This is a genomic window from Mesorhizobium sp. WSM4817 (genome assembly GCF_055811135.1).
The window spans coordinates 151,892-169,715 of sequence record NZ_JBVVQQ010000010.1 but is presented as its reverse complement, the minus strand read 5'-3'; the positions used below and the strand labels follow the sequence as shown (position 1 = coordinate 169,715).

General features: G+C 57.2%; 18 protein-coding genes. 8 read left to right on the top strand and 10 right to left on the bottom strand.

Annotated elements, in window-relative coordinates:
* Window positions 1-10: 10 nt before the first annotated feature.
* Window positions 11-1,591, bottom strand: a complete 1,581-nt coding sequence (locus AC0L2K_RS16195; RefSeq protein WP_473531826.1) for a PAS domain-containing sensor histidine kinase — start codon at window positions 1,589-1,591, stop codon at window positions 11-13.
* Here AC0L2K_RS16195 and AC0L2K_RS16190 point away from each other — a divergent pair.
* Window positions 1,569-1,877 (top strand): hypothetical protein, encoded by a 309-nt coding sequence (locus AC0L2K_RS16190; protein ID WP_473531829.1) that lies wholly within the window; start codon window positions 1,569-1,571, stop codon window positions 1,875-1,877. The two genes, AC0L2K_RS16195 and AC0L2K_RS16190, sit on opposite strands and share 23 nt — an antisense overlap.
* Window positions 1,878-1,983: 106 nt before the next feature.
* On the opposite strand, the gene AC0L2K_RS16185 is transcribed toward AC0L2K_RS16190, so the two are convergent.
* Together AC0L2K_RS16185 and AC0L2K_RS16180 are read right to left on the bottom strand one after the other, a co-directional pair.
* Window positions 1,984-2,622 (bottom strand): response regulator transcription factor, encoded by a 639-nt coding sequence (locus AC0L2K_RS16185; protein ID WP_473531790.1) that lies wholly within the window; start codon window positions 2,620-2,622, stop codon window positions 1,984-1,986.
* A 576-nt stretch (window positions 2,623-3,198) separates the two neighbouring features.
* Window positions 3,199-3,663 (bottom strand): DUF983 domain-containing protein, encoded by a 465-nt coding sequence (locus AC0L2K_RS16180; protein ID WP_473531789.1) that lies wholly within the window; start codon window positions 3,661-3,663, stop codon window positions 3,199-3,201.
* Window positions 3,664-4,573: 910 nt separating this feature from the next.
* Here AC0L2K_RS16180 and AC0L2K_RS16175 point away from each other — a divergent pair.
* On the top strand, window positions 4,574-5,338 hold the full coding sequence (locus AC0L2K_RS16175; protein WP_473531788.1) for an isochorismatase family protein: 765 nt from the start codon (window positions 4,574-4,576) through the stop codon (window positions 5,336-5,338).
* A 583-nt stretch (window positions 5,339-5,921) separates the two neighbouring features.
* On the opposite strand, the gene AC0L2K_RS16170 is transcribed toward AC0L2K_RS16175, so the two are convergent.
* From AC0L2K_RS16170 to AC0L2K_RS16160, 3 genes are all read right to left on the bottom strand, one after another.
* Window positions 5,922-6,848 (bottom strand): hypothetical protein, encoded by a 927-nt coding sequence (locus tag AC0L2K_RS16170; RefSeq protein ID WP_473531787.1) that lies wholly within the window; start codon window positions 6,846-6,848, stop codon window positions 5,922-5,924.
* Window positions 6,845-7,936, bottom strand: coding sequence for a hypothetical protein (locus tag AC0L2K_RS16165; RefSeq protein ID WP_473531786.1), 1,092 nt, complete (start codon window positions 7,934-7,936; stop codon window positions 6,845-6,847). The genes AC0L2K_RS16170 and AC0L2K_RS16165 overlap by 4 nt, the downstream gene beginning before the upstream one ends.
* Window positions 7,937-8,035: 99 nt before the next feature.
* The gene (locus AC0L2K_RS16160) at window positions 8,036-8,392 is read right to left on the bottom strand and encodes a hypothetical protein (RefSeq protein ID WP_473531785.1); all 357 of its coding nucleotides are present in this window, start codon (window positions 8,390-8,392) and stop codon (window positions 8,036-8,038) included.
* A 413-nt stretch (window positions 8,393-8,805) separates the two neighbouring features.
* Here AC0L2K_RS16160 and AC0L2K_RS16155 point away from each other — a divergent pair, with 413 nt between their 5' ends.
* The 5 genes from AC0L2K_RS16155 (at window position 8,806) to AC0L2K_RS16135 (ending at window position 12,548) form a co-directional block, all read left to right on the top strand.
* Entirely contained in the window at window positions 8,806-8,928 is a 123-nt protein-coding gene (locus AC0L2K_RS16155; protein WP_473531784.1) for a hypothetical protein, read from the top strand.
* Window positions 8,929-8,962: 34 nt separating this feature from the next.
* Window positions 8,963-9,352: a hypothetical protein gene (locus AC0L2K_RS16150; RefSeq protein WP_473531783.1), complete on the top strand. Its 390-nt coding sequence runs from the start codon at window positions 8,963-8,965 to the stop codon at window positions 9,350-9,352.
* Window positions 9,353-9,700: 348 nt separating this feature from the next.
* Complete coding sequence (locus tag AC0L2K_RS16145; RefSeq protein WP_473531782.1) at window positions 9,701-10,633, top strand: DUF4145 domain-containing protein; 933 nt, start codon at window positions 9,701-9,703, stop codon at window positions 10,631-10,633.
* 34 nt (window positions 10,634-10,667) lie between these two features.
* Window positions 10,668-11,363: a hypothetical protein gene (locus AC0L2K_RS16140; RefSeq protein WP_473531781.1), complete on the top strand. Its 696-nt coding sequence runs from the start codon at window positions 10,668-10,670 to the stop codon at window positions 11,361-11,363.
* A gap of 453 nt (window positions 11,364-11,816) precedes the next feature.
* Window positions 11,817-12,548 (top strand): DUF4336 domain-containing protein, encoded by a 732-nt coding sequence (locus AC0L2K_RS16135; protein WP_473531780.1) that lies wholly within the window; start codon window positions 11,817-11,819, stop codon window positions 12,546-12,548.
* A gap of 18 nt (window positions 12,549-12,566) precedes the next feature.
* On the opposite strand, the gene AC0L2K_RS16130 is transcribed toward AC0L2K_RS16135, so the two are convergent.
* The 4 genes from AC0L2K_RS16130 to AC0L2K_RS16115 all read right to left on the bottom strand — a co-directional run bounded on the left by AC0L2K_RS16130 (window position 12,567) and on the right by AC0L2K_RS16115 (window position 16,730).
* Window positions 12,567-12,791 carry a hypothetical protein gene (locus AC0L2K_RS16130; protein ID WP_473531779.1) on the bottom strand — a complete coding sequence of 75 codons (225 nt, stop codon included), beginning with the start codon at window positions 12,789-12,791 and terminating at the stop codon, window positions 12,567-12,569.
* A gap of 993 nt (window positions 12,792-13,784) precedes the next feature.
* The gene (locus AC0L2K_RS16125) at window positions 13,785-14,594 is read right to left on the bottom strand and encodes a hypothetical protein (RefSeq protein ID WP_473531778.1); all 810 of its coding nucleotides are present in this window, start codon (window positions 14,592-14,594) and stop codon (window positions 13,785-13,787) included.
* Between the two features lie 494 nt (window positions 14,595-15,088).
* On the bottom strand, window positions 15,089-16,195 hold the full coding sequence (locus tag AC0L2K_RS16120; protein ID WP_287237453.1) for a flavodoxin family protein: 1,107 nt from the start codon (window positions 16,193-16,195) through the stop codon (window positions 15,089-15,091).
* Between the two features lie 55 nt (window positions 16,196-16,250).
* Complete coding sequence (locus AC0L2K_RS16115) at window positions 16,251-16,730, bottom strand: EF-hand domain-containing protein (RefSeq protein WP_287237451.1); 480 nt, start codon at window positions 16,728-16,730, stop codon at window positions 16,251-16,253.
* Between the two features lie 287 nt (window positions 16,731-17,017).
* Here AC0L2K_RS16115 and AC0L2K_RS16110 point away from each other — a divergent pair, with 287 nt between their 5' ends.
* Window positions 17,018-17,803 (top strand): ion transporter, encoded by a 786-nt coding sequence (locus AC0L2K_RS16110; RefSeq protein WP_128170035.1) that lies wholly within the window; start codon window positions 17,018-17,020, stop codon window positions 17,801-17,803.
* Window positions 17,804-17,824 lie beyond the last annotated feature (21 nt).

The following is a 17,824-nucleotide window of genomic DNA, read 5'->3' as shown; positions in this document are numbered from 1 at the left end:
AAGCGCCCACTCAGGCCCTTATTATCGCGGCGGTGGGTGTATTGGTCGAGTCGGCACCGCGGATGGGGAGGCTGAAGGTTATGGATGCCCCCCCTGTCTCGACATTTTCCGCCCAAAGCCGTCCGCAGTGTGCCTCGACAATCGAGCGGCAGATTGCCAGGCCCATTCCCATTCCATCCGGCTTGGTTGTGTAGAACGCCTCGAAAATCCGTTCCGGATCGCTAAGCCCGCGGCCGCGATCTCGCACTTCGACCTCGACTGTTCCGTCATTCTGACGTCGCGACACGATCCGCAGGCTTCGCATGTTGGTGCTGACGTCCTGCATCGCTTCGATGCCGTTGCGGACGAGGTTAAGGACGACCTGCTCCATCTGAACGTGATCGGCAGCCGTCGCAGGAAGGCGGGGATCGAGGTCAAGGTCCAGCTTGATGCTGCTCGATGCGAGCCTGTCACCCAGGAGATCACTCACTTCGCGGATCACCGCGTTCAGATCGATCGCGTGTGGTTCGCCTTGGGTCTTGCTGAACAGCGCCCGGATGCGGCTGATCACCTGCGCCGCCGCGTCGGCGTTTCTGATGATTTTTTGAGCGACCCGGCTGGCGTGACTGAAGTTTGGCGGATCGGCGTTCAGCCATCTCTGGAACGCGCCGGCGTTGGCCACGACCGCCTGCAGCGGCTGGTTGAGTTCGTGCGCAATGGAAACCGACAGTTCGGACAGGCTGGCGGCACGCAAGGCGCGCGCGAGCCGTTCGTCCGCCAGACGCAGAGATTCCTGGGCGCGGACCTCGTCGTCAATGTCGAAGTTGACGCCGTACCAGCGAAGGATAGTGCCGTCTTCGTCGCGTAGTGGTTCGAAGCGCGAATCGATCCAGCGATATTCGCCATCCTTCCGGCAGAGCCGACCTTTGTGCTGGAGCGGCTCTCCACGGCCAAAGGACTTCTGGAACACGGCCTTGACGGCCGCCCGGTCGTCGGGATGGAACAACTCCACATGCGAGGCGAATTGCCGCGTGCCTCGCGGTTCCTCCTTGGCCGAGTCAACGCCCGCCCAGTCGACGAACCGTTTGTTGAAATAGTACGGTAATCCCGCCGGCGTCATAAGCCAGATCATCGTGGGAACCGTATCGACCAGCAGCCTGAGCTCCCTCTCGCTCTGGCGCAGCGCGGCTTCCGCCTTGCGCCGGTCGTCGATGTCCTCGGTATGGCCGTACCAGCCGACAATTCGCCCCCGCTCATCGCGCGAGGCAACACCCGTATCGCGAAACCATCGATATGTGCCATCGAACCGGCGCAAGCGCTGCTCACCGATCATCGGCTCGCCCGTCTCTCGGCTGTGGCGCCATTGCGCCATGCTCGTCTCGACATCGTCGGGATGGACAAATCTCCGCCACCAGGAAAAGTCGTCGGCATCCATGATCTCGCGCATTTCTTCGGCCGTGACGCCAACGTACTCGAGGGCTGCGGAATTGAGGAACCGAAGGTGCCCGTCCGGATAGGCGGACCAACCGAGGCCCGGAACATCGGCAATGCTAGGTCCGGCGCCTTGGTAAACCCGGTCATAAAAGCTGATGGTTCTGAAAATCTTGACCACCAGCCAGAGCCCAAACGCCGCGGCAACAAATACCGCCAGCCTGACGCCGCCGTCTGTGGCCCCGTATTTCGGCGACAGCAGGATCGCCGATGAAAGCAGACTGGCAGCCGCAATCGCCATCAATCCAGCTTTCCAGCCGACGCAAATGCATACAGCCGCTACCGCGACCAGCAGGCTAGAGGGCTCGTTGGCAAATAGCGTCAGCAAGACACTCGCGGCTCCGATAGCCCAAGCCACGGCGCGGCGTTGTTTTGATGATCTTAGCTCCATTTGGGACCCCTCTTGAGACCTCCTCTGCCTCCGGCCCGCTATCACACTTCAGTCAGCTACGAGAAACCTGCCTCTGACGGTGCTCCTATCTTCCACAGCAGTTGCCAAATCATGACTGTCACTCATCGGATATCGGCCGGAAGCGACTGCCAGGCGTTGTAGAGTTGTGCGACGGTCCTTGCGTGCAGCTTCTTCATCATGTTGCTCCGATGGAGCTTCACTGTGATTTCGCTGATGCCAAGATCGAATGCGATCTGCTTGTTCATCGCACCAGAGACTACATACTTCATGACTTGCCGCTCGCGGGGGGTAAGCGTCTCATAAAGGGCTATGTTGTTTCGCGTTACGGTTGAGGCCGCCCTTCGGGCGATGTCGGCGGCGATGGCTGTCCACACCGCGTCAAGGAAGGTCTGGTCGCGCACCGGCTTAGTCAGGAAATCCACTGCCCCTGCCTTCATCGCCTGGACGCTCATGGCGATGTCGCCATGGCCCGTCAGGAACACGATCGGCATCAGCAAGCCTTTTGTTGCAAGGAGATGCTGGAGGTCGAGGCCGCTCAGACCCGGCATTCTCACATCGAGAATAAGGCATCCTGGTCGATCTGGCAGCTTTGCGTCCAGCACTTCGAGAGCTGAAGAAAACGATACCGAATCGATACCGACCGAATTCAGCAACTCCTCCAAGGCGTCGCTGACCGATGGATCATCATCAACCAGAATTGCGATCGGGCTGTCTGTGATTCCTGGGTTTGCCACGCCCATAATTGTCGCCTCGGGGGAGACCTGCTGGACACGAATTAGCAGCGCTCACGTGGTCAGTATCAACTGTGCGTCCGTGACGCGTCAATCAACCTACGCTTGTTTCCTGCCGCCGGATACTCCCATGAGCTGTCCGTCCAAATTTGCAATAAGTAGCGTCTCCCTGGCCATATTGTCTATCTGCGTCAGGCAGGCAACGGAATCATAACAAAGGCTGATTTGACTTAGAAATTTTAATGCATAACCTCGACTTGAGTATAGGTCACCTTGTGGAGACCGTGGGGGCGCGGCGCGCCACCGCAGCCCGTTCTTAATGCCGCCGGCGATCCGCCGTCATCGACCCGCGGCACACCGTGAGGCCGTGGGAAATGCGGCTCGATTCGGCGCATCGCCCCATCTGACAACCAAATCAAATCACTCATTGCAGCGCCTCCCGCGCCGCCAATGAATCAACTGATCGACACGTCCGCAGCTGGTCAATTGTCAGAGACAAAGTGGTCGCCGTAGTTCGCTGCCGTAATTTCTGGCGGTGCCGAGCATGCGAACTGCCCGTCAACGAGCACATTGCCCCGTTCCCTTCTATCCCCCGTCTCGGCGCGGTCGCTCGCTCTTCTTTATGTCATCGGCGCGCTTACTGCCCTTAATTTGAGACCGCTTCAAATCCGCGTGCCAATCCCAATCAATCGAGCCTTCCGCTGCCTTGTGGAAGTATTGGGAGCACACCAGCCACCCCTTCAAAGGTCGAAGGAGCAGCAAACAGGCACCGATTGTGAGCGGCAGCGTCGTGAACAGGTGCACCCAATATGCTGGCTCATAACTCACTTGCAGCCACAACGCGAAGGCGAGAGCGGGGAAGGCTACGATGGACATTGCAAAGAAAGCCGGGCCATCCGCTGGATCGGCAAACGTGTAGTCAAGGCCGCAGACTTCGCAGTGAGGGGCAAGTTTCAGGAAGCCTGCGAACAGATGTCCTTTTTGGCAGCGCGGACAGAGGCCCCGTAGCCCTGTCAGTGCCGGGTTGGTTGTCTCTTGGAAGTCACCCATTCTCTCACCTTCGGCTATATCCCGCCACGATGGAGCTCCCTTAGTTCAAGAAACTCTCGTCCTGCGATCCGTGGCGGTTGGCAGCGAAGTGCAGCGAGCTTGTCCGGGAGCGCGCCGCCTGCTCCGTGGTAAACACCCAGCGATGAACTTACAGGGCGCGTCTCCGTAGAGGTCAAACTACTCAGCCGCGCAATACATTTTGTCCTGGTAGCCCATGACCTCACCGGTGCATTGAATCACGTACCCTTCGGGCTTCTTCAGTGCCGCTGATGACTAGACCTCCTTAAAGGCCATATTGCTACAACAACCCCACGGGTACTTCGATCCGGTCGGGGCGTCGTGTGCGCTGACCCTGCCAGGAGGGTCTAGGGTACCGAGTAGAAGTAATGAACTTAACAGGAGACGTGAACGGGCCGAAACCATCGGATAGAATCCTCCAAGGTGTGTTTGTCTTAGCGTCTTCCCAACATGTCTGCGAACAGAAGTAGTAATGGACTGGTCGCCGATGAAAAGGTGATTCGCATTGGATGCAGATCATCGGCTACCTCCGTCGTTTCACCAAACTGTGTCGCGCCAATTTACTTGCGCACTACCCAAATTACACAATCGGGATTGACGAGCCATCGCACGAACGATCTGAGCAGCTTCTTCGCTCAGATGGCCTGCTATGTACTTTCGTATGCGTTTCGCCATCCGTATACATCAGACCCGGTCGCGCCCGGCGCGATCGGATGTCGCGGAAGAGCCGCGCGTCTTGGAAATCTACGAGATGTGGCGAGCCGAAGCGTACCTACCTAGCCTTCGGGATGATGGTGCCTAGACCGCGCGAGCGGAGATATGGCCCTCTCGCATGATGGTTCGGTTCATCTCGTCGCGCCATGATTGGCGCACTGAAGGAAAGGACGCTTCCATGAAATCGATTCTCAAACAAGCTCTGCGCCTGGTAGGCGCGGCATTCGTCGCAGCCTTCGTGGCGCAAGCCGCACCGGTCCAGGCGCAGTCAACCGCAGAACCCCGATCCAGTGTGCTGTCGACGGGCGGGGGGCAGGCGCTTCTGGATCCGGCGGACACCGTAATCTTGCTGATGGACCATCAGGCGGGGCTGTTCCAGACGGTGCAAGACATTGACGTTGACGACCTGCGCCGCAACGTGACGATGCTGGCGAGGCTCGCCACGATGCTCGATATCCCGGTGATCACCACCGCATCGGAACCGAACGGCCCGAACGGCCCGCTGATGCCCGAGATTCACGAAACTGCTCCGCATGCGATCTATGTCTCCCGCAAGGGTGAGGTGAACGCCTGGGACAACGCCGACTTCGTCGCCGCGGTGGAGGCAACCGGCCGCAGGACGCTCATCATGGCTGGAGTCTGGACTAGCGTGTGCCTGATGTTTCCCGCCCTCGACGCCAAGGCCGCGGGCTACGACGTCTACGCCGTCATCGACGCCTCGGGCGATCCAAGTGAAATGGCATCGCGAACCTCGCTCGCTCGGTTCGCACAGGCGGGCATCGTCCCAACATCAACGAATGCCGTCCTGTCCGAGACCCACAGGACCTGGAACCGTCCGGAAGCCGCGGAACTCGCCAAACTCTATGCGCTCGTCGCGCCAAACTATGGAGCGGTTATCGAAAGCTACCTGAAGACGCGCGAAGCCCCCTTGGCCTCTAAGTAGCCTTAAGTTGCCTGCAAGGTTATGGGGCGTCCGCCGTACCGTCGAGGAGCGGCGGACAAATCCAGTGATCAGACTATAGTGCCAGAGTGCATCGCCGAATAAGCCGACGTTTGTTTTCGATCATCTGAACGCCCGCTCCGGGGCCGTCTGCTGACTGGCGGCTTTCAGGCGCAGGCGGTGGAATAGCTGCATGACGGCTTACGTTGCCGAACGGGTGCAGAAAATAGCCGACAACGAAGGGGTTGTGACGCTCGCCATTGGCAACTGAACCGAAGGTCGTCTCGTACTTCACATTCTCCCCTTCGCGGCATTCGCGGGCGGTGCAAAGGTTGATGTCGCGGACGCTCGAAACGTGGAGAACCTCCTCCAACCAGTCGGGTCAAATGGTAACCCGCGGATCAATTTTGGCGGGTTCAAGGGTCCCAATTGTGCGCCGATTGACAGTCACAGCTGCTCCATCTAGCGTCAATTGGCGTGGGTCGGCGCGATGACAGTGACTTGGACTGCTCGGTTCCAAGGTGTGTTGCGGATTTCGATTACGTCTTTTTAGATAGTAACTATGGGCTCTGATTGGCGATACTCGTCACACACTTCCCGACGCGAAGGAACTCAGGAATTCGAAAGGCAGCTTATGAAGCATGGGTAGCCCTCGAATTTTTCCACTATAATTATCAGGGACATCGTCCAGGCCCACCCGATATGCCTTATACCCAGGCGCTATGTAGGGCCTAAAAACAGAATCCATGTCGTAGTAAACATAACCATTGGTATCTTTGAATCCCGGAGTTTTGTTTAGAATGTAATTAAGATAAAAGAAGCGATTGGCCTCTGTAGAAAGTTGTATGTCTCTCCAACCATAGTCGGAAACATAGCAGACTAACGCTAAACCACCAGGACGCGTTATTACAGGATAGTAACGCATGGCATCGCCAAGCATGGAAAGCAATGTAAATGGGTTCTGATTTGTTCGGGATGCAAAGTGAGAGTTCGTACAAGCCGTAGACTCATAGAATACGCCGTCGTGCCCCGGGATCCCTTTATAGACCATTATCAGTCCATAGGCACAATTACAAAAAAACGTATAGTTCTGATAAAAAATTTCATAAATTAAATCGCCGTAAAATTGTTTAACACCAGCCTTCTTGGACATTAGCTTATCTTGGAAAGATGTAACAACGATTTTCCATTTGGCATTGTCCAAAGTCGTTTCAGAGGATGCTTCCGATACCCGCAGTCTTAGGTCTTCGCAACATGTTTCATACCAATCGAGGTCATCAGCGATAGCGGAATTGTCGTGGAATTTCACTCCAACATCCGAGATAAAATTCAGATAATGACCAAAGTGCAATCTGGTCAAATAGTACATGTTCATCTTTGCTATGTACATCGACTTCAAGGTTGTGGAAGTCGGATGCGATGCAAGAGCCGGAAAAAGCGAACTCCAAGGAGTCACCTGATACCCTATGGGACAGTAACCACCGATGCCCCAGCCTCCGTCTTCCGTTGTCATGTCAAATCTCCTGCCGCCAATGCGGCCTCCGCCGCGATTTGAGCCGGTGTAAGCGATGCGATAACCCGCTTGTGCTCTTTAATATAATCGTCCCAACTACCTTCGAATCCATCTCGCTTCATTATTCTATCCTGCACGGCACCCGTCACATCGCCGTCGTTAGCGTCGACTTTCGCTTTTTCTCTAATGTCGGACTCTCTGGGGTGACCTTGAGGGCGATCCGGGGCAGTTGGAGTGGTTATGGACGGGACTTGAACGTGGGCGACTTTATCAGTCAAATTACTCAGGGTGGCGGTACTGAGACTGCTCACCATGCTTGAAGACCAATCCTTCGTGGATGAGTTGGCGGGAAGGTCTTCGGTGACAAGCGTTAAACTGACGTCCTTTGAAGCGGTATGCTGATCGTTCGCCCAGTCAACAGCCACCGAAGCGTCTCCATATCCACCGCCATAATGTCCACTCAACGAGACGGAGCCGCCGTACTTACGGCTCGTAGCTTCGGCGTCCTCCTTGCGCTCCATCGTCAGCCGAAATGCCGAGCCGGCAGAAAGATAAACAACAGTTACGCAACCATGTCCGAATGTCTGCGTGAAATCGAGATAGCTGTTTATGTATTCCTCTGGCGTGGACGCATCTAAAATTGCTTGATATTTCCTTTGGAAGGTTTGTGTGGTTATGGAGAGCAGCTCCTCTCCATCCATGACGCGGAGTTCCTGCCGCTGACCACCAAAATAGTAATACCCAGTTATGTTGAGATTCTCGGTTTCTTTGCTAGTCGCTTTCGCGGCGTGCATGTGGAAGCCAACTGAAGCACTAACTCCAAACGTCCCACCTTCGAAGCCGCCATCAACCTTCGACTCAAGTTGAAAAACGGTGCTTTCGGCAACACTGTGCGACGAACTGTTAGCAACCATTGTTGAACGCCCTCTGCCCGTAATAAAAATAATGTCGTCCGTACCGGCGAGAGAAGGAAGAATCGCAAAAGCACCGGGAATCAATTGTCTAGTAAATTGATCATAACAGGCCCCAATACGCGCGCCGCCCATATCCTCTGGGATTGCTGGGATTAGGTTATCGGTGTCGTCCATTTTCGTTGCCTCTTCTATCTTTGTTTTCCGCCCTTGGGATTGTCCCAAGGAAGGGAGCTTGAGAACCGAGGTCGACCGGGCAACACGCTCGGAGGCGCATTATTTGAGCCGAGCCTGCGCGCTGTTCAATTGATTGACGAGCCCCAAAACGGCGGTGTCCAGTGCCTTGAGCTTATTGATCATGGCGGGGCTATTGGCCGAAGACTTCTCGCCCATACCGATTAGTTTCACGTAGTTTGCGGCAGCGTTTTTTGCAGCACCATAAGCATCAAAGGCAGCTTTTCTCATCTTCTTAATGGTGGCGTCATCAGTGTGACCGGGCAGTTTGTCGTAATCGGCTTCTGCTTTCTCTGCCTTGTCGAGAAGAGGCCCCAGATCGGCCGACCCAAAGAAATTGCTGGAAACCTCAGGGGCAGCGCGTTGCTTTGCCTGCTGCCATGTTTGACGCAAACTCATTGTATCCTCCATCGTAAAGGGTTTGGGGTTGAGGGATGGGCAAGGTACCGTAGACAAATGTCATTGGTAGCAGTTCATGCGACATACAGTCTATCGTTGGTTGAACATTTTCATCGGCATTCGCCGTAGCCATGCCTTGTGGTAAGTCGACGGCACATTGCACGGCACTGACAGCGTTTGCGAATTCTACCAACATGTCGTCGTCCATGCTCCTTCTCAAGTCCGAAGAATGGATGCCGCAAACCGACCTTACGGCGGCAATGGGCACGGAACTGAGTCTCAACTATCCGTACGACAGATAGAGGTTCTGCACATTCTGGCGGATCGGCCTTTCAACTACCGCGTATTCGCCCAAGGTCTCGTTTACTCTCGGCCAGTGCGACAAGAACAGCAGCGGCCTCGGAGTATCGTGCATGACATCAATCAAGATGTCACCACAGGCTCAGCCCCTGGATCGCGTCGTCGGCTTTGCCAAAGACGCATCCGGAGAATGGATTCGCTACAATCAACTAGCCGGCCTCCGCCGCCGTTTTTGAACGGCGAGACCGACGAAAACAGGTGTTGGTGAAAATGGAAGACGAACTGCTCGACTACGCCACAGTCTGTGCGACAGGTCTGATCTGCCTCGTCATTGCCCTGCTTTTCCGCTGGAACTTCATCGCCGCTTTGATTGGGGGATGCTTGACTTGGTGCCGTGCAAGCCAGTGCGATCTGGTTGATCCACGGAAGGGCAGATCGACTGTGTCCCGCAAGCACATGAAGAGGCTTTTCAGCGGGCGTTTTCACCCCCATGATGGAGTGCTTCCCATGCAGGTGATCGCCGACTTCGGAACTGATGCCAGTTATCGTGCTGCCGTCGCGCCTTCGATCGACGCCTTGTTCAATGCTGCGGGCGTTGCGAGCGCTGCTGACTTCTTGGCCAATTTCAATAAAGCGGGCGTGTGGATAGGCCAGCATTGACGAGCAGTCCCCCGCCTTGTTGAATGTGTGAACGGCGCTTGTGGCTCGGCCACATACTCTTGCAAAACTGGCCAGCTAATCCGCGCTGAGCGTCTTCACTACAAGCAACGGGCCGCTGTTTAGTAGGTTCAGCCCAGCACTTGGAAAGGGCTGGCTGCTGCACCCGACGGATGGCTTGGGTGTGGCCCAAAATGTGTTGAGGTCGGCTCTTGGCGCAAGCGAGTGCTTGCCTGATCGCTCAATGACCCCTTCGGGACCTAGCTAACGCAGGCCGCTCCGGCCGATGCGAGACGGCTTGGCTATGTGGTTGGCTTCGGCGGACCATCCGCTTTCGGGCGGAGGCAAAGATTGCCTGAACGTCCGGCTTCGAGGGCTTTGCCGTCCGACAGGATCGGCGGCGAGAGGGGACCGTCAGCTTTGACGTGGCGCGCCATTGACAAGCAGTCTTTTACCGCCGACGAACCCTGCAGCGTGGGTACTCGGCTGGGGTTGTCTGAGCTGGTGACCGAAAGACCAGAGGAACGCGGCTCGCCCGTCTCAACAACCGTGTATGCTGACCTTGGAAACTGGCGTCCTGCGGGGGAAATAGTGTTTGATACGTTCAAACGTAATGTCGACTTAGATAGCCGAAAGAAACTTCAGTGCAGCGAATGTCGGAGGCAGACGATCCACACCCTTGAGGCCCAGTGCGTGGGCCGGTGGGATGAAGTGCATCAGCACGGCCCAATCTACGGTTGGACAAATTTCTCTCTTTATCGATGTGGCGCGTGCGACGAGGTGTGTTTTGAGAAGGCGTCGTATTTCAGTGAGCAATATGACCACGACCCTGAGGGAAACATAAACCTCGTCCCAGACGAGATTCAGTATCCTCCGCCCTCATCTGCGGATTTCGCTTTCAACACGGATTTCACACCAACTGAGCTAAACGAGTTGATCGAAGAGATGCTCTACGCACTAGCGGGTAGCAAACTCAAGTTGGCAACCGTAGCGCTTCGGATGGTGGTCGAGTTTATCGTGAACGACACAAAATGTGCGGGTCGCAATCTGAAGAGAAAGATCGATGATCTTCACGCCAAAGGATATGTGGACGAGGCGCAGGTATCGTTGCTTCACAGAATTAGGGAGAAAGGGAACGCTGGTGCTCACGAGCGCATTGCCATGACCCGCAATGAGATGGTGGCGGGGATCAGCATCATCAATCTGCTGCTGGAAAAGCTCTACAACGGGCCTGCACGACAGGCTGACGTGGTCAAGAAGGCTAGTCAGGCCTTTAAGGAATGAGCTGCAAGACAGAGTGACGGGGTGAGCAGAATAAATGGAACAATCGCCTGACTTCGTCGAGTTAGCGGAACGGTCGGACACTGTACTCGACTACCTAACATTGCTGGTCTCGCTCATCGGAGCGATCGCGTGGCCAGTCGCGCTTGTGATCATCGTTCTAGTATTCCGCAAGCAGTTGGTCCGGCTCGTGGGGAGAGTGAAAGCCGTTAGCGGACCTGGAGGGGTGAGCGCCACTTTCGCCGACCAACTCGAAGAAGCGAAGGAGGCCGCGAAAGAGGTTCTAGTCTTTGAAGAGACGGATACTTCTGTAAAGAAGGACGATCCGTTCTTGCAGTTGGCCCAATTGTATCCGGAAGCGGCAGTCATGAACGCCTTTCAGGAGTTTGAGAAGCTCTTCGTCGAAAAGGACAGTGGAAGGCGTTACCCGATACCGCCCCAATATATGCTTAGGAGTGTTAAACTAGACGCGTCGGGCAAGGGAGAACTTGCAGACCTCTTCGACAAGGTGCGTGCCACCAGGAACGCGGCCGTGCACTCACGTCGACCGATCACCACCGGAGAGGTGTTGGAGTTTAGGAAGCTTGTGGACACATTGATCAGCGCCATTAAGCCCGCAGTACCTCAATTGCTTGAATGGATGCGGGAGCGAGAAGAAAGCAAGCCACGCTACTTGTATGTACGAGAGCCAACAATCGTCGAAGCACGGCCAAGGCGCACCAAGAAAGAGTAATGCGCCGGCTGCAACTGCGGCGTTAGAGGAGGATTCCTGTAGGTCGCGCCTTCCGGCTTGTCGTTCTTGACTGCTCACATTATCACCCTGCGCCCGCTCTCCGCGCTCGTCTTGTGGTTTATGGCGTGGATGACGCCGGTGTTCGCCTCCGTCGTCCTCGCTGGGCCTAGGACTCACCTCGGAGTTTGTCCCAGCCGGAGGATAGCAAGCTTGCCGTCAGCTTCGTTTCTCTAAAGCAAGCCTTCTTTGAAGGACCCGTGCGGCGAGAGCGATGGCCGCTTTCAGGACTAGCCGAATGCGTCACGAACGACCGAATTCAGGCGCAAAGCTGCCGTTACTATGTTGCAACATAATGATTTGCTTGGCCCAGACGAACTAGGCCGTCACGCAGTTCCCGGAACAGATCCTCTCGAAGCGTGTTGCGCCAGCTCCAAGCTGAATTGGAGCACCACCATGAAGCCCGAACACGCCACTTACCCTCCTCTTGATGTCGCCAAGCCGGTCGCCCCTGGGATCTGGATCGTCGACAGCGGACCGCTGAGCGTTATGGGCATTCCAGTCCCAGTGCGCATGACGGTTATCCAGCTCGGGAATGGCGGTCTCCTGCTGCATTCACCAACACGGTTCGCTTTTGAGCTGAGAAAGCAGCTCGAGCAGATTGGTCCGATAGTGCATCTGGTTGCGCCAAACAGTGCACACTGGACGTTCCTCAAGGAGTGGCAGAACCATGTGCAGGGAGCGTCGACTTGGGCCGCTCCGGGCTTGCGCCATCGGGCAAAGGTCCGCCGGGCTGGCGTCAGGATCAATCACGATCTGGCAGCAGCGGCGCCGGAAGCCTGGTCGAAAGATCTCGATCAGGTTGTCGTTCCAGGAGCCGGTGGGTTCACCGAAGTCGCGTTCTATCACAAGAACAGCCGAACTATTGTGCTTACCGATCTAGTTCTGAATCTCGAGCCGGAAAAGCTGCCGTTCATCATCAGGCCGGCGGCGCGCCTCTTAGGCGTCACGGCACCTGTGGGGAAGGCCCCCATTTACCTACGGATGATCATCAAACGGAAGAAGGCGAAGGCGGCCGCGGAGCGCATCGTGGCGTTTCAGCCAAAGCGCGTGATCTTCAGCCATGGTCGGTGGTTCCACAAGGATGGCACGACATTACTTCGCCAGTCGCTGGCCTGGCTTCTCTGAGGGCGGCCGCAGAGATTGTCAGCAGGAAGGAGCCATCAACTCCCGTTGCCGTTCCCATTCGACGGGCAAACCCCTGACGAGCGCCTGGAGCTGAACCCCCATGGACTGCCGTCCGTCGAGTATGGCTTCGACCAGATCGGGCGCGAGCAGCGTCAACTGGAGCACGTGGGATACGAAGGAGCGGTCAAGCCTTTCGGCCGCGGCAAGTTCGATCACTGTGGCGAACTCGCCTGTTTCCAGCATGTGTTTCCACCGGAACGCCCGCGCCAGCGCCCGGATCAGAGGTGCGGCCCTGCCGATCGAGCGCGTCAGGCCCGATCATCCCCGATGATATGTACTGGCTGACCCGCCCCGGCGTCACGCCGATGTGCGCCGCGAAGTCGCCCTTCGACAAGGTCTGCATGTTTAGCGCTCTTTAGGCTGCTGTTTAGGCGCCTCTTTAGGCTCCATAAAACGCGTCAGACTGGACAAGGATCGGGCTACGCCGCCCCGCATACGTTTATGGCTCCGGAAGGACCCGTGAAGCGTAGGCAAGGGGTCTTCGTCCGGTCTGGAATCGTTGCCTTTGCGGCGAAGCATGCGGGCATCGCCCTTTCGCATCGCCTGGATCCGTTCGGGCCTCGGCCTTGCGGGCTGGCTCTCGGTCTTAGAAGCTTGCGTCTATAGGTGGCCGTGCTGGGGTCGATTGCTGAGCGCCGGCGGGCGAGATGATGATCTTGCAGCCACCACGCTTGCGCAGGGTCAGCGGCAGATGGACGGTCAGCGATTTGTCGTCAGGGCTGAGTTCGGCATATTTGGTCCTCCGACGGCATCATGCAGTCCTCCTGTGCTCCGGCTGCTGTCGCAGCTCCGTCGCGAAGCTGGCCATGCCTTCCGTCGAAGCCGGATGGAAATGCCCTCGACCGCGACGTCGATGCGCTCGACCAGAAGTGGGACGATGCGGGCCTGCTCGGCCGGGCGCGGAGAGCCCTAGTCGCAGGTCAAGCATCGCCGCGAAGGCGCCGGAATACCCGGCAGGATGCCAGCTCAGCTAAAGAAAATTAATAGGCCGTCTATACCGTTTTGGTCAGTCCGATCTCCAGCGCAGCCATTGAAATTATTGGGGAATTCATTGGCGATCATGGTCACACCCCCCATGTTCCTATCGCAAAAACTTTGTTGAGGAAAAAAAACCTGCGAATGAGAGGGGGACGGGTCTGGGCAAAAGTCGGGTTTTAGCCTGACCCACCCCCCCGGTCATGGCTTCGCCGCCGTTCCCAATCGGCGAGTCATGCGCTGGTTCATCATCCGGCCACGCAGCCATTTGAGACCCCAGTCTCGGCGGAAGATTTCCTGCTTCACGGCCGCGTCGAACCAGATGTTCTTCGGATCGTCGGTCGTTAGCCACGCCTCGATGTCGGTCCCTCTGATCTGGTCGGATATTCTTCGCTTCGCCTGTTCATGGGCCGCATCGGATCGACTTGGTTGTTCAGATTTGCCACCAGGGATTGCATAGATTATCGAACGCTGTTCGGTTGGCGGTTTAGCGCTACTACTCCCAAGCCTCTTGCGACGCTCGATAACGGCTGTGGTTTTTGCCTCGCGCGCGCCAAGAGTTTCTTCAATGAGTTCCTTCAAAGAGTTTGTGTCCCCCTTTTGGGGACCATAACCGTCCCCCTTTTGGGGACCATTAACATCCGCTTTTTGGGGACCATCTGGCGATGGTCTCGCCATGCTCGTTTCCCAATCCGCGACTATCTTTGCGAAGCGATCCCACTTAGGGGTGTAGGAGGCTCTGTTCGACTTCCCGCCATGGCTGTCTTTATCGAAAAGGTACTTCCCGTCATCGGCGGCATTGCATAACGCCGCCGTGGCCTTGAGAACCTTGCTACGGGCTATCGCGAGCATTTTTCCAAGCCGGCCTATGCTCGGGTCACATTGGCTCGTCTTCACGTTGAAGTGAGCGAGCAAGGCGCCGGCGACAAGCGCCTCATTGCGGGTAAGACGACGGGCCAAAGCCAACGCCTTGAACGCAACGTACAGATCGGACGGCCTCGACTTGGTCACTGCCGACGTACCTCTCGCAGTACGGAGATCGCCTGCAGTGCCGTCAGGCCGAAGCGCCTGCGAAGGGCGGGAATGATTGGATGTTGGCAGGTCGCAAAGTTAGCGCCGCACCAGGCCGCCGCGATCTCGATCGCCGCGTTCGATTGATGGCAAAGGCCGGTTGTCCCACCAATCGGAATGTCGGCAGAATTAGTTTCAACTTTCGGGCATTTTCCCGCCCATTCGCGGCCTTGAGAACTCGAAACTTTCGCTGATTTCGTTGCAAGATTGACTGGCCTGTCACGCCGGAGGTCGCGGGTTCGAGCCCCGTCACTCGCGCCATTTTCAATCACTTAGCTGATTGGAAATGTAAAAAACTCTGAATGCCGGACCGGCAATTCAGATATTCGGGTCGACCTTGGCGCCCGATAAATTTCAGCGCTTGGCCTGATTTTCAGAAACCTGTTCGATCTGGCCCATCACCGCTTGCGGATCGCCGTTCTGAGCTAGTGTTCCTATTTTTGCCGCGGGTCTTCCAGGCCGATGCCGATCTGACGGAAACGGCCCGACCGACGTTCGACGACGGCTTCGGCGAGCGAGCGGGCGGCGTTGCGGACCTCTTCCTGGATTGTCTCGTCGGCATCGAGTTCCTCATGGCTTGTAGCGTACGGCTTCCAGTAGCCGATGTAGCGGTCGAGCTCGGCGCTTGGGCCGGCCGGCGACAACTTCATGAAGCGCAGCCAGTCGGCGATGGAATGCCGCACATTCTCCGCACCTTCGACATCGCCGTGCACGATCACAGAAAACAGCCTTCCTGCCAGATGACGCGGATAGTCCCACCCGGCCAGTTCTACCTCCTTTGCCTTTGCCGCATCCTTTCCTTGTGTCAGCGAGGGGTCCGGATTGCCGCCGTCCGCGCAGACAAGCCTGTCCATCATCAGTTTGACAGGCGAAGAAACCTGATACCAATTCACCGGCGAGATGATCATGATGCCGTGGGCGGCGACCCACATCGGGTAGATTTCGTTCATCCAGTCCTGAACTTGCCCAAGCGAATGGTTGGGATAGCAGGAACAGGGCCAATGGCAGAGCGGAGCGGCCGTCGAAAAGCACGCCTTGCACGGATGGATGTTCCTCCCGTATTCGGAAGCAAGCCGCGACAGATCGAGAATTTCGACCGCAAGTCTCGTTTCCTTGTCGATGGTCTCACGGGCGATTTCGGCGAGCCGGAAACTCTTCGACATCTCGCCGGGACAGGTGTGGTCGCTGCGCGACGACCCGTTGATGATCAACAGACGCGGCGGCGCCGTTAGGTCCTCGTACCGACGCTGCGCCTGTAGCACCGCCTCGTGCGCCGCAATCCAATCGACGGACAGATCGTAGTCGGGGTCGCTGAACCCAAGACCGGCTTTCCTCGTGATCGGGCTCTTGCGGGAATCCGCGTAAGCCTGCCAGGCGATCGAAGCGATTTGCTCAATCGACTGGGCGAACGGTTCGAACGCTGGATCGACGAATTGCTGCTTGTACCTCGCCTTGAAGGCTTTCTCACTCAGTCTGGGACTAGCCATGCCCTTGCGAGGCGCCGGGGTTTTCCCGACAAATTTGGCAACGAGACCAGCCATTTCCGAATTCCTTTCCCGAATTCTTGTCCAGGAACGCGCAAGATCTTGCAGTGATTTATTCACCCGTTCCGTCAGCGCCTCCGTGGAAGAAGGATCGAATTTCCTCCCTGTCGATGCTGTCATCGGCGTCCTCGTCGACGGCGCTGAATATCCGCTCGACAAAATCCTGAACCTCGGTTTGAGACAGCGCCCCATCGCCGTTGGCGTCGACTATGGCGAACATCATTCGCATCCGTGCGCCATGCATCATCCCGCCTCCCATATGGCGCCGGTCATGCCTTCGGAAATCGCGATGCCAACGGTCGTCACCTCGCTGCTCTGCTCGCGGGCGGCGATGCTGCATTCTCTCCTCCAGCATCTCAGTCATCATCTCGCGCATCGTTTGGCGCATGGAGTCTTCGGTTGGCCCGCCTGGCGACGGCTGTGAACCTTGTGCAGGTGCGGCGGGCGCAGGCGAGCTCGTCTGGGGTAGCGCCGGCGAAGCCAGCATAGCCAACGCCGCGGCAATTGCTGTGGTCTTGCTTGCTGATGTCATCGTGTTCTCCTTGGAGAATGGGTGGACCGAACGTGTCGGCATCTAAGCCAAACCCGCTGCTCCCCGCATGGTTCCTAGCGCGTTGCAACGCTGGTGATTGGTGAAAACGGCGATAACGGCCAATCTCCCCCCTTGAGGGGGAGATCAGCAGCTTAGCCGCAGCATTCTTCGGCTGTTTCGACTTTTTGTATCCGGTGCGCCACAAGCCGGCCATATGGGTTTGAGCATTGGATTTTCCCGAACCCGGTTCCCATTTTCGGGTCCGATGCTCTAACGGAGAAGAAGCCTTGGATGCCCTGAAATCGCTCATCGAATCGCGCCGCTTCGACCTCGCGATCATGGTCCTGATCCTGATCAACGCCGTCACGCTCGGCCTCGAAACCTCGCCCGACGCGATTGCTGCCTTTGGCCCGCTTCTGACGGCTATCGACCGCGCCATCCTCAGCGTCTTCGTGCTCGAACTCGCGATCCGGCTGGTCGTCTACAGGACGCATTTCTTCCGCGATCCATGGCGCATCTTCGACCTCTTCGTCGTCGGTTTCGCGCTCATCCCCACGACCGGCTCTCTCTCGGTGCTGCGGGCGCTGCGCATCCTGCGGGTGCTGCGCCTGATCAGCATCGTTCCGTCGCTGCGCCGTGTCGTCACCGGCTTCATCACCGCCTTGCCCGGCATGGGCTCGATCATGCTGCTGCTCGGGCTGGTGTTCTACGTCTTTGCGGTGATGGCGACGAAGCTCTACGGCTCGTCCTTTCCCGAACTGTTCGGCGGCATACCAGAATCGCTGTTCACGCTTTTCCAGGTCATGACCCTCGAGGGCTGGTCGGACGGCGTGGTGCGCCCGGTCATGGTGGTCTATCCGGCGGCCTGGCTGTTCTTCATCCCGTTCATCATCGCGACCTCGTTCACCGTGCTCAATCTGTTCATCGGCGTGATCGTTTCGGCGATGGAGGCCGAGCATGAAGCCGTGGAATCGGCCGACAGGGCGACGCTGCATAGCGATCAGGCCATGATCCTGGCGGAGTTGCAGGCGCTGCGGGCGGAGGTCCGCGAATTGTCCGGCGTTCGCGGCTAGATCGCCTCCGCGAGAAACATT